Source organism: Bradyrhizobium sp. AC87j1, assembly GCF_002936975.1.
Taxonomy (GTDB): domain Bacteria; phylum Pseudomonadota; class Alphaproteobacteria; order Rhizobiales; family Xanthobacteraceae; genus Bradyrhizobium; species Bradyrhizobium shewense.
Genome location: NZ_PTFE01000030.1, coordinates 68,530 through 80,533, shown reverse-complemented (window position 1 = coordinate 80,533; position 12,004 = coordinate 68,530). Strand labels below are relative to the sequence as shown.

Sequence of the window (12,004 nt, the reverse complement as noted above, 5' to 3'; positions counted from 1 at the left end):
GCGTTGGTGGAAGTCCTTGGGGCGGCAGCGACCAGTCCGGCGGCTCGCTCGCGCGCGATGCCGGTCTCAACGACATCGGCTCGAACCGCGAGTCGCGCCAGAGCTTCTCCGACCAGGCGAACAACGATCGTAACGACAACGACCAGAACTACGGCGACAACAACGACGACGGCAACATGGACGTGGCCGACGACAGCGATTTCGGCGGCGACGACGATGGCGGCAGCGATTACGCGTGAGCAATTCGCCCGAAAGATCCGGACGGCCGCCTCTCGGCGGCCGTTTTTTTTAGAGCATGGCGCGAGCGCCTTTTGTGCCACGGCAAGCAGAGAGGACGTTCGATATAATATGACTATATTGCAGTGCCATTGGACTGAGCTGAACGTTACCCGACGCGCCTGAATTCACCATGACAAATCAAATCGCCGTCTGACGCGCGCGACCGTAGACTCCCGGATTTCCAAATTCGGACATGGGTGTTCAACTGGAAGAACACGTTGCTCATGCCACACTACCGATGTGGTTGCCTCTTTTAGTTATAGTCGGGGTCTTAAAAATGAGTCCATTTCAGCAGCGCATCGCAACCCTGACCACCGTGACAACTCATCTCATCACCGAGTTGTACGAGTTGGAGGGACTGCACGAACTCGTCAAGAAGGCCGAGCTGTCGGCGCGGCGGTTGAACCGCTCCGCTCGCGCATCGCTTGCCCGTTCATCAACTCCTCGTCGCTGCTCTGTTGCCCCCCGTCTGGCTTCGACGCGGCATCGTCGGCCAGCCTAGACTCTAGCCGGAGAACGTACGCCGGCGGCACGCAACGCCCTCGATGCCGCGCGTCGCGAGCCGACGCGACACGCGGAATTGACGGCTCGCAGCGAGCGCTGGGCTACATCACCACGACCTTGGTGCCGACATTGACGCGGCCGTAGAGGTCGATGACGTCTTCGTTGCGCATGCGGATGCAGCCGGAGGAGACGTTGGTGCCGATGGTCCAGGGCTCGTTGGAGCCGTGGATGCGGTACAGCGTCGAGCCCAGATACATCGCGCGGGCGCCGAGCGGATTCTCCGGACCGCCTTCCATGTGCCGGGGCAAATCGGGGCGGCGCGCGATCATTTCGGCCGGCGGCGTCCAGTCCGGCCATTCGCGCTTGGCCGTGATCGCCTTCACGCCGGACCAAGTGAAGCCGGGACGCCCGACACCAATGCCGTAGCGCATCGCCCTGCCGTTGCCCTCGACGAGATAGAGGAACTTGTTCGGGGTATCGACCACGATGGTGCCGGGACTTTCCTTGCCGCTATAGTCAACAGATTGCTTCTCGAACCTTGGATCGAACTGACGCTGCCGCGGGTCGGCCGTCTCCTGCTGAACCGCGCCTTGCTGATATCCACCCTGCATCTGCGGCTCGCCCATCGGCGGCAGGCGGCGCTGGTCGTAATAGCCGGGCTGCTGTTGATAGACCGGCCGCTCGGGCGCGTAGGCCGGACCGCGGCCGGGACCGTCGCCGAACAGGAACTCGATGAAGCCGCCGCCCATGTTCGCGTTGGAGGCGACGCGCACCGGCGCCGGCGGCACCTGCGGCTGGTAGAGCACCGCGGGCGGATCGTTCGGCACCGAATTGTCGAAGGCGCTGGCACTGTTTGCGCCGGCAATGAAGGTGCAAGCGCTGCCGAGCAGCGCGACAGACATTTTCTTGAACATCGACGTACTCTGTACTGTTTCGTCTAGATCACATGCGCCGTGGAGAGCTGATGGCTGGTCCGCGCCCCCGACGTGGTCAATAAAAGGCAAAAGCCGTTTTGTTTGGTAAACAGAAGCGGCGTTTGGATTCACCACGTCGTCAGCAGCGGGGCAATTTGGCGATCAGCGTTTATTTTCGATGAACGCCGCGCGCGCATGGTTAATCGCTTCTTTGCGCGCCGTCGCGCGCAGCCGCACAACAGTTCCTGCCGTGAACTTCGTGTTAAATCGCTTCTGCCTACAAAGACGCGTGAGTGAGGTGGGGGGAGTATCCTGATGGCTGTTCACCGCAAACGTTTTCGCGTCGAGGATATCGCTGGTGGCGAGATGCCGATTTTGGACGTAACTGAAGAGGCAATCCCGATGCATAGCGAGATCATGGCCGAGCTACGTGCGATCCGTGCGCAGATGGCGAAGGGCGCCGCGCCCTTGCCCTTGTCCGGCAGCGCAGCCATGGCGGCGATCGACGCCTCCACCGCTCACGAACTTTCCGAGGCTCGTACCATGCTCGATACCTATCGAGCCCAGATCGAGCAGTGCGAGAAGCTGAAGGTCGAGCTCGACCTCATCCATGACGCCATCGACCGCACCAAGCGCGAAATCGCGACGCTGCACGGCAAGAGCTTTGACGGCGGCGAAATGGCCAAGGTCAATGGCGAGCTCGGCGCGGTGGTCGGCGGCACCGAGCAGGCGACCCAGCAGATCCTCGAGGCCGCGGAATCGATCGACCAGGCCGCCAGCGCGATGTCCAAGGTGGACTCGATCGACCAGCAGAAGCGGCTCGCCGACGACATCCAGGAACGCGTCATCTCGATCTTCGAAGCCTGCAACTTCCAGGACCTGACCGGCCAGCGCATCAGCAAGGTGATGGGCACGATGAAGTTCATCGAGCAGCACATCAATGCGATGATGGAGATCTGGGGCGGCGTCGACGCGATCAAGTCGCACGTCGTGCCGCCGGTCGACAATCGCAGCGAGGACGACAAGCTTCTCAACGGCCCCAAGCTCGCCGGCGACGTCGGCCACGCCTCGCAGGACGACATCGACGCGCTGTTCGACTGAGCGCGCGACATAGGAATAACAAAACGCCGGCCTGGGGGCCGGCGTTTTTGTTTTGTGCCATCAAGCGAGACTGCCCCTTCTCCCCTTGTGGGAGAAGGTGGCGCGAAGCGCCGGATGAGGGGTTGCCTCAGCGAATTCGAATGGGAGTTGGACTCGGGGAGAGATACCCCTCACCCGTCTCGCCGCTACGCGGCGAGCCTCCCTCTCCCACAAGAGGAGAGGGTTATAGGGCGGGCGTGGCGTTAGACCATCACGCCCGCGGCGCGCAGCGGACGTAGACCATGTTGCCGTAGCGGGTGGCGGCATCCTTGTCGATGAAGCGGGTGATCAGGACGCGGCCGTCGAAGGAGATGATTTCGCGGTCCTGCTCGCCGGGGGTCGGACCCGCCGGCCCGATGTAGTTCTTGCCGCTCGGCGAGCCCTTCAGCCGCAGCTCCTGGGGCGTTGCCTGGTCGGCCAGATGCATGATCACGCCGCCGGAGGAGCCGGCGGTGATCACGTAGGGATTTTTGCACTGGGCCCGGGCGGCCGCCTCGGTGCGGGCGCGGTCGGCCGGGTTCTGGAACGAGGCGAGGCCCCAGCGGCCGACGATCTCGTCGCCGCGAATGGTCGCAGGCATTTCGGGCGCGACGCCCGGCTCGGCTTCGGGCGGCGGCGAGGACGACGAGAAGGACGGCAGGCTCATGCCGCCGCCGCAAGCGCCCAGCAGCAGCGCCAGACATGAGGCGGCGGCCAGATTGGCAACCGTGCGCGCGTGAGCTGAACTGATCATGGCATTCCCCCGAACAAGACCATGGCCGCACCCCTCCTGCAGCCAAGCGCAAAACCGCTGCCGGAGCAATGACGTCCTTTAATACGTCGGCGCCCCGAACAAGTTTCCAGTGCCACCATCCTATATCCGCCTCACCAATCGCTTAACCACCTTTGCTTGACAGGATCGCGGCCAAGCCATATTTCCGGGCCCACTATTAGCACTCGGAAAGCCCGATTGCTAAGCACGCCGTTCGATCCTCGGGATAGGGGATGGACGGAAGCGCCGCCCCACCCACTTCCACTACTTCCGAAGCGAGCCTCCAAAGGGAAACGTCATGGCTAAATCCAAATTTCGTCCGCTGCATGACCGTGTCGTGGTCAAACGTATCGACGCCGAGGAAAAGACCAAGGGCGGCATCATCATTCCGGACAGCGCCAAGGAAAAGCCGTCCCAGGGCGAGGTCGTCGCCGTTGGCCCCGGCGGCCGTGACGAGACCGGCAAGCTGACCCCGATCGACCTCAAGGTCGGCGACCGCGTGCTGTTCGGCAAATGGTCGGGCACCGAGGTCAAGATCGACAACGAAGAGCTCCTGATCATGAAGGAGTCGGACATCATGGGCGTACTGGCCTAAGGCCATCCGCCTGAACAGCCGCTGAATGTCTCATCGTCATGCCCGGGCAGAAGCGCGAAGCGCGTCTTCGCGCTAGGCGACCCGGGCATCCATCGTTTTTCGCAGGATGATGGATTGCCGGGTCAGGCCCGGCAATGACGGAGAGAGAAGCGCCGCAGACACATCACCAAACACGAGGGATTGCTAAAATGGCTGCCAAAGACGTCAAATTTTCCGGAGACGCGCGCGATCGCATGCTGCGCGGCGTCGACGTTCTCGCCAACGCCGTCAAGGTGACGCTCGGCCCGAAGGGCCGCAACGTCGTCATCGAGAAGAGCTTCGGCGCCCCCCGCATCACCAAGGACGGCGTCACCGTCGCCAAGGAGATCGAGCTCGAGGACAAGTTCGAGAACATGGGCGCCCAGATGGTGCGTGAGGTCGCCTCCAAGACCAACGACCTCGCCGGCGACGGCACCACCACCGCCACCGTGCTGGCCCAGGCCATCGTGCGCGAAGGCGCCAAGGCGGTTGCCGCCGGCATGAACCCGATGGACCTCAAGCGCGGCATCGACAGCGCGGTTGCGGCGGTCATCAAGGACATCGAGAAGCGCGCCAAGCCGGTCGCCGCCTCCTCCGAGGTCGCCCAGGTCGGCACCATCTCCGCCAACGGCGATGCCGCCATCGGCAAGATGATCGCCCAGGCGATGCAGAAGGTCGGCAACGAAGGCGTCATCACCGTCGAAGAGAACAAGTCGCTCGACACCGAAGTCGACATCGTCGAGGGCATGAAGTTCGACCGCGGCTATCTCAGCCCCTACTTCGTCACCAACCCCGAGAAGATGACCGCCGAGCTCGAGGATGCCTACATCCTCCTGCACGAGAAGAAGCTTTCGGGCCTGCAGGCCATGCTTCCGGTGCTGGAAGCCGTGGTGCAGTCGGGCAAGCCGCTCGTCATCATCGCCGAGGACGTCGAGGGCGAGGCGCTGGCCACCCTGGTCGTCAACCGCCTCCGCGGCGGCCTCAAGGTCGCCGCCGTCAAGGCGCCGGGCTTCGGCGATCGCCGCAAGGCCATGCTCGAGGACCTCGCCATCCTCACCGGCGGCCAGCTCATTTCCGAAGACCTCGGCATGAAGCTCGAGAACGTCACGGTGAAGATGCTGGGCCGCGCCGGCAAGGTCGTGATCGACAAGGAGAACACCACGATCGTCAAGGGCGCCGGCAAGAAGCCGGACATCGAGGCCCGTGTCGGCCAGATCAAGGCGCAGATCGAGGAGACCACCTCGGACTACGACCGTGAGAAGCTCCAGGAGCGTCTCGCCAAGCTGGCCGGCGGCGTCGCGGTGATCCGCGTCGGCGGCGCCACCGAGATCGAGGTCAAGGAGAAGAAGGACCGCGTCGAGGACGCCCTCAACGCCACCCGCGCCGCGGTGCAGGAAGGCATCGTCCCCGGCGGCGGCGTCGCGCTGCTCCGCGCCAAGAAGGCGGTGGGCCGTCTCACCAACGCCAATGCCGACGTCCAGGCCGGCATCAACATCGTGCTGAAGGCGCTGGAGGCTCCGATCCGCCAGATCTCCGAGAACGCGGGCGTGGAAGGCTCGATCGTGGTCGGCAAGATCCTTGAGAACAAGTCCGAGACCTTCGGCTTCGACGCCCAGAACGAGGACTATGTCGACATGGTCGAGAAGGGCATCATCGATCCCGCCAAGGTGGTGCGCACCGCGCTCCAGGACGCCTCCTCCGTGGCCGGCCTGCTGGTCACCACCGAGGCCATGGTCGCCGAAACGCCGAAGAAGGAAGCCTCGCCCGCGATGCCCGGCGGCGGCGGCATGGGCGGCTTCTGAGCCTCCGTTCCGTTACAATGTTGCGAAGGCCGCCTCCGGGCGGCCTTCTTTTTTGCCGACCCTGCCCCTCCGCTTTCCGATTCAACCGACGGCCAAAACCCACTACGGTGACGCGCCGATTCGAATAGTTTGGGCATGATCCTCTCGGAAAACCGCTTCACACTTCTCCGGATCATGCCCGTTGCGCGAGGATTTCATCGATGCGTGCGCTTCTGGTTTGTTCGACAGCCCTTTTGGCAGCTCTGCTTGCAGCTTCGCCGCATCCCGCGTCCGCCCAGATGAAGCTGTCGCCGAGGGCCACGACGCCCGGTGGTCCGGAGACACGCTATTTCACCTCGATCGACGGGCTGATGGACGGCAATGCCGACGTGATCCTGAAGGAGACGCGCCAGGGCAAGACGGTGACGGCGGCCGTGCTCGACGTCTGCTATCCCGTCGCAAAGAATTCCGACCGCAAGGACCGCTTCGTCGTCAATCTCCAGGTCGCGGGCCAGACCCTGACCGGCACCACGCAGAGCATCAGCGAGAAGGCGCCGGTCAGCGTCAAGCTGCTGCGCAAGCAGGCCGGGGACACCTTCGAATTCCGCGGCCAGATCAGCATTGGTCAGGTGGTGACCGAGGTGACCTCGCCCGACAATTCCGATCTCAGCGAGAAGGAATTTCAGGACAACCAGACCTCCGACGACGGCATCACGCCGCAGCCGAAGGATTTCACCGATGTCTCGCCGGAGGCAATCGCGGTCAAGGTCAAGCTCGATAATGCAACCGACTTCCTGAAGAGCCTGAAGGGCCAGGCGGTCGAGGTGACGCTGGCTAGTCTCACGGTCGGCTGCGATGCGCTACGCGCAGGCGAGCAGACCATCAACATGTCGGTCGATCCCGAGCGCGCCGGCGCGCTGCTGGCGAAATTCAAGGCGACGCCGGGCGTCACCTCCGCGGGCTGGACCGCGGGCATGACCGAGATGGACCGCACCATCCGCTTCGCCGCGGCCGACTGGCGCGAGGGCGACAAGATCAGCAAGGACAAGCTCGCGGCCGCCGTTTCGAACGTTTTGAGCCGGACGCTCGCGGCAAAGCCGGTCTCGCAGAGCTTCAACCCCGCCACAGGCAAGCTCAAGCTGGTCTTCAAGCGGCCGAACCCGGATTTCCCCGCGCTCGATCTCACGGACACGATCGAGGTCGCAGGGCTCGTCTCGCCCGACAAGCCGGGCACGACCGACAAGCTCATGCTGTGGATCGGCAGCCCCGCGACCACGACCGCCGACGAGAGCAGCGGCGCCAAGCTCAATCTCTCCGACGACACGTCGGTCGACGAGGAAGGCGAGCAGCCCGACGACAACGGTTCGGTCGAGGCGCTCGCCAAGGAGCTCAGGGGCCAGCGCTGGGACGCCGACAAATCGGTTTGGAAGTGACGCAGTCATTCCGGGGCGGTGCGAAGCACCGAACCCGGAATCTCGAGATTCCGGGCTCGCGCTTCGCGCGCCCCGGAATGACCAAACGGTCAATTCCCCGTCGTCCGAAAACGCAGTGGATTCGGGCCGATCAGCGTCAGCACGTCGCCCTGACGCTTCCAGGTTTCGACACTGCTCAGTGCTGCGACCAGATCGTCGTCGGCCTGCGCCCTTGCCGGCGGGCAGGAGCGGTCCTGGATCTGACCAGGGACAAAAATCACGGTGTTGCCGGCGACTGAGAACTGGCCCTTGCCGCCCTTGCACCAGAGCTCGAGCACGACCTCGCCATGGTCGCCGATCTCGATGTTCGGAATTCGCTTCGAGCCTGCTTGCGGCAACGCCTCCAGCGTCATCTCGGTGCCGAACGGAAAACCATCCTCGGCACGCGCGACAATGGACATCGCGAGCATTGCAACCGCAGCACACACCAATCGCTTGAGCGAAACCATGAGACCTCTCGTCCGACCTGATTTGCCGCACCTTCTATAAGACGGCGGCGCCATTGAGAAGGTTCGCGCCACCTGGAGCGCGATGAGATTTGATTGGACGCAAAAATCCCCGCGGGGCGGAACCTCGCGGGGATTTGCGTTCGAGCCGGAGTTGGCCTGCTACTTCAGAACCATTGCCGTGAACGGCCAGACATAGGCCTGCAACGTCACGAGCACGCCGACGAGACAGGCCAGCACGATCGAGTGCCAGAACACGAAGCGCAGGATCGTGCCCTCGTGCCCGTACCAGTTGGTGGCGGTGGAGGCGACCACGATCGACTGCGCGTCGATCATCTTGCCCATCACGCCGCCGGACGAGTTCGCCGCGGCCATCAGGACCGGCGACAGGCCGAGCTGCTCGGAGGTGATCTTCTGCAAGTTGCCGAACAGCACGTTGGACGCCGTGTCCGATCCCGTCAGCGCCACGCCCAGCCAGCCGAGCAGCGTGCCGAAGAAGGGATAGAGCACGCCGGTTGCGGCGAAGGCGAGGCCGAGCGTCGCGTCGACGCCGGAGAGCCGCGTCAAGGTGCCGATCGCCAGCATCGCCGAGATCGTGATCAGCGAGATCGCACAGAGCCGGATGGTACGGCCGTACTCGGTCACGAGCTTGCCGGGACCGACGCCCATCAGGACACCGGAGATGATCGCCGCGATCAGCATGCCCGTGCCGGTGAAGGACAGGTAGGTGAAGCCGAACACGGCGCTCTCTTTCGTCGGCCCTGGCGCCACCGGCGGCATCTTGTTGATCATCTGGTGCAGCTCGGGCACGGGATAGTTCCAGACGAAGATCGAATTCGCCCAGGCCTTGAACGCCCCGTTGCCCCAGATCAGCATCACGACGCAAACGATGATCCAGGGCAGCAGCGCGCCGAACAGTTCGCTCTGGGTCAGCGGCGTCTTGTCGAGCGGTTTGGCCGCCGCCATGGTGGCTGCCGATTCATCGCGGCCGCGCAGCGCCGGCGACAGCCAGAGCTGCCTGGGCTGCCAGACCTTCAGGAACAGGATCAGCGCGCCCATCGAGATCAGCGACGCACCGATGTCGACGATCCAGGGATTGATGAAGTTCGAGATCACGAATTGCGGAATCGCGAACGACACGCCGGTGACCAGGATCGCCGGCCAGACATCCTTCATGCCCTTCCAGCCCGCGAACGCCCACACCACCCAGAACGGCACGATCAGCGAGAAGACCGGCAATTGCCGGCCGACCATCGCGCCGAGGATGTAGGGATCGAGCCCGGTGACCGAGGCAAGGCCCTGGATCGGCGTGCCCAGCGCGCCATAGGCGACCGGCGCGGTGTTGGCGATCAGCGACAGGCCGGACGCCGCGAGCGGCGAGAAGCCGAGGCCGATCAGCACGGCACCGGTGATGGCGACCGGCGTGCCGAAGCCCGAGGCGCCCTCGAAGAACGCGCCGAAGGAGAACGCGATCAGCAGCAATTGCAGCCGCCGGTCCTCGGTGACGCCGCCGATGGCGCGCTTGAGCAATTCGAAGCGTCCCGTGCTCACCGTCACCTGGTAGAGGAAGATGACGTTGAGGACGATCCAGCCGATCGGGAAGAAGCCGGTGACGATCCCCAGCACCGAGGCGCGGATCGACATGTTCGCCGGCATGGTGAAGACGAAGATCGTGATCAAATTGGCCACGATCACGGCGATGATCGCCGCGATATGCGCCTGGACGCGGCCGCTCGCGATCAGGACCAGCAGCGTGACGACGGGCACCGCCGCCGCAATCGTCGACAGCACCGGGCTGTTCAGCGGATCATAGACTTGATTCCACATGGTCTTCCTCCCCCACGCATGTTTGCGGCAGACGGCCCGCGTGGAGAGCCGATCCTGCTTGACGCTGGAAGCGATAACCCCCGAGCTGGACGCGAATTCCTTGCGAATGCGGCGGTTCCCGTGCCGCTCACAAGCTCGCGAAATCCCGGAGCACCCCACCCCGCGCCGTCGAACCCCATGCTAGGGTTGCAAGCTGCGACAAGCCAACGCAAATTGCAGCACTTGCGACTTTAGTCTAAGCGCGCCCATTTCCGCCATTGCCTCAAGCCTCTGGCTCCGGGCCGTTGTGCACATCCCCCTAGGAGACTCCGCTCTGTGAAGAACCTCACCGCCACGCTCGCGATCGTCTGGCGAATCGCCGTCCCCTATTTCCGGTCGGAAGACAAATGGGTCGGCCGCGGCCTGCTCGCCGTCGTCGTCGCAATGGAGCTGGTGCTGGTCGCGATCAACGTGCTGCTCAATCAGTGGCAGAACCGGTTCTACAGCGCATTGCAGGCCTACGATCTGCCCGAATTCGTCAAGGAGGTCTGGATCTTCCTTGGGCTTGCCTTCACCTTCGTCGCACTGGCCGTCTACAAGCTCTACCTGAACCAGTGGCTCCAGATCCGCTGGCGGCAATGGCTGACGCAACACTATCTCGGCGAATGGCTCGAGGGCGCCACGCATTACCGCATGCAGCTCAAGGGCGATGCCGCCGACAATCCGGACCAGCGCATCACCGAGGACGTCAAGAATTTCGTCGAGCAAACGCTGACCATCGGCCTCGGTCTTTTGTCGTCGATCGTGACGCTGGCCTCGTTCGTCGTCATCCTCTGGGGTCTGTCCTACAAGGCCCCCTTGTACATTTACGGCACCGATATCCTCGTGCCCGGTTTTCTGGTCTGGTGCGCCCTGGCCTACGCGATCGTCGGTACCGCGCTGACCCACTGGATCGGCGCCCCGCTCATCAATCTCAATTTCGAGCAGCAGCGCTTTGAGGCCGACTTCCGCTTCAACCTGATCCGCGTGCGCGAAAATTCCGAGCAGATCGCCCTTTTGAAAGGCGAGAACGCGGAGCGAGGGCATCTCCTGCGGCGCTTCGGCTTCGTCATCGGCAATTGGTACGAGATCATGGGCCGGACCAAGCGCCTGACCGCCTTCACGGCAAGCTACGGTCAGGCTGCAACGCTCTTTCCCTATGTGGTGGTGGCGCCTGCCTACTTCGCCAAGCGCATCCAGCTCGGCGACATGATGCAGACCGGCTCGGCGTTCGGCAGCGTGCAGGATGCGCTGTCGTTCTTCGTCACCGCCTATCGCTCGCTCGCAGAGTGGCGCGCGGTGATCGCCCGCCTCGATGGCTTCGAGATGTCGGTCAGCTCTGCCGCCCACGGCGCGGCGCTCGAACCGACCATCGACGTCGTACCATCGAGCGGAAAGGCAATCGCGCTCGAGCAATTGCTCGTCAAACTGCCGAACGGCGCGCCTCTGGTCGCAGCCGATGCCTTCACGATCCAGCCGTCGGAGCGGGTGCTGGTGACCGGCCCGTCGGGCTCCGGCAAGTCGACACTGTTCCGGGCCATTGCCGGCGTCTGGCCGTTCGGCACCGGCACGATCGCCATTCCCGAGACGTCGAAGCTGATGATGCTGCCGCAGCGGCCGTATTTCCCGATCGGCGCGCTTGGCGACGCTGTCATCTACCCGACCGAGCACGGCTCGGTCCCGCCCGAGAAGATCCGCGACGCCTTGATTGCAGTCGGCCTGCCGCGGCTGGCGGACCGGCTCGACGAGCACGGCCACTGGAACCGGACATTGTCGCTCGGCGAACAGCAACGCCTTGGGCTCGCTCGTGCAGTGCTGCACATGCCGGACTATCTCTTCCTCGACGAGGCGACCGCCTCGCTGGACGAGCCGTCCGAGGACCGGCTTTATCGGCTGCTGACGGAGAAGCTGCCGCAGGCCACCATTGTCTCGATCGGCCACCGCTCGACGCTCGACGCCTTCCACACCCGGAAGGTGGCATTGGTGGAGGACGGCGAGATCCACGTCCTCGGTAAAGCCGTCGAGCCGGCCCGGGCGGAGCCGACCGCGGCGCGCTGAGGCGAGCGCAGCGGCGGTCTGTTCGGTGCGCGCGGCTCGAGCGGTCGCTCCGCACCCTCGTCACGTCCGGGCTGGTCTCGCCTGCCCGGCTTTCGTCTCGCCGAAGCAGCCCCGCAGGCGCGTCAAGCCCGGCCACGACGATGTGGCAACATCGCGCTCGCCGCGCACGGCACGCGTAGCTCCAGCCGTCGCCCTCTCCAA

Annotated in this window: 9 protein-coding genes and 1 pseudogene; 6 read left to right on the top strand and 4 right to left on the bottom strand. The window is 64.2% G+C overall.

The genetic code is table 11. The features are described 5' to 3' along the window. A pseudogene (locus CV770_RS17725) lies at positions 1 to 239 on the top strand (DUF2076 domain-containing protein); the annotation flags it as partial. A 645-nt stretch (positions 240 to 884) separates the two neighbouring features. Here the strand turns inward: CV770_RS17725 and CV770_RS17720 are convergent. Beyond that, positions 885 to 1,697 (bottom strand): L,D-transpeptidase, encoded by an 813-nt coding sequence (locus CV770_RS17720; protein WP_165637442.1) that lies wholly within the window; start codon positions 1,695 to 1,697, stop codon positions 885 to 887. A gap of 315 nt (positions 1,698 to 2,012) precedes the next feature. On the opposite strand from CV770_RS17720, the gene CV770_RS17715 reads away from it, so the two are divergent. Beyond that, complete coding sequence (locus CV770_RS17715) at positions 2,013 to 2,798, top strand: protein phosphatase CheZ (protein WP_091958759.1); 786 nt, start codon at positions 2,013 to 2,015, stop codon at positions 2,796 to 2,798. Positions 2,799 to 3,048: 250 nt separating this feature from the next. Here the strand turns inward: CV770_RS17715 and CV770_RS17710 are convergent, their stop codons facing one another. Next, positions 3,049 to 3,570 carry a hypothetical protein gene (locus tag CV770_RS17710; RefSeq protein WP_028140096.1) on the bottom strand — a complete coding sequence of 174 codons (522 nt, stop codon included), beginning with the start codon at positions 3,568 to 3,570 and terminating at the stop codon, positions 3,049 to 3,051. A gap of 316 nt (positions 3,571 to 3,886) precedes the next feature. On the opposite strand from CV770_RS17710, the gene CV770_RS17705 reads away from it, so the two are divergent. The 3 genes from CV770_RS17705 to CV770_RS17695 all read left to right on the top strand — a co-directional run bounded on the left by CV770_RS17705 (position 3,887) and on the right by CV770_RS17695 (position 7,415). Beyond that, complete coding sequence (locus CV770_RS17705; protein WP_018321905.1) at positions 3,887 to 4,183, top strand: co-chaperone GroES; 297 nt, start codon at positions 3,887 to 3,889, stop codon at positions 4,181 to 4,183. A gap of 188 nt (positions 4,184 to 4,371) precedes the next feature. Further along, positions 4,372 to 6,003, top strand: coding sequence for a chaperonin GroEL (groL, locus tag CV770_RS17700; RefSeq protein ID WP_091958762.1), 1,632 nt, complete (start codon positions 4,372 to 4,374; stop codon positions 6,001 to 6,003). Between the two features lie 200 nt (positions 6,004 to 6,203). Further along, complete coding sequence (locus tag CV770_RS17695; RefSeq protein WP_104463210.1) at positions 6,204 to 7,415, top strand: hypothetical protein; 1,212 nt, start codon at positions 6,204 to 6,206, stop codon at positions 7,413 to 7,415. Between the two features lie 89 nt (positions 7,416 to 7,504). Here CV770_RS17695 and CV770_RS17690 read toward each other — a convergent pair whose 3' ends face one another. Further along, on the bottom strand, positions 7,505 to 7,903 hold the full coding sequence (locus CV770_RS17690; protein WP_201759905.1) for an META domain-containing protein: 399 nt from the start codon (positions 7,901 to 7,903) through the stop codon (positions 7,505 to 7,507). Between the two features lie 159 nt (positions 7,904 to 8,062). Continuing rightward, on the bottom strand, positions 8,063 to 9,727 hold the full coding sequence (locus CV770_RS17685; protein ID WP_091958769.1) for an L-lactate permease: 1,665 nt from the start codon (positions 9,725 to 9,727) through the stop codon (positions 8,063 to 8,065). A 315-nt stretch (positions 9,728 to 10,042) separates the two neighbouring features. On the opposite strand from CV770_RS17685, the gene CV770_RS17680 reads away from it, so the two are divergent. Continuing rightward, entirely contained in the window at positions 10,043 to 11,803 is a 1,761-nt protein-coding gene (locus tag CV770_RS17680; protein ID WP_104463208.1) for an ABC transporter ATP-binding protein/permease, read from the top strand. Positions 11,804 to 12,004: the final 201 nt, after the last annotated feature.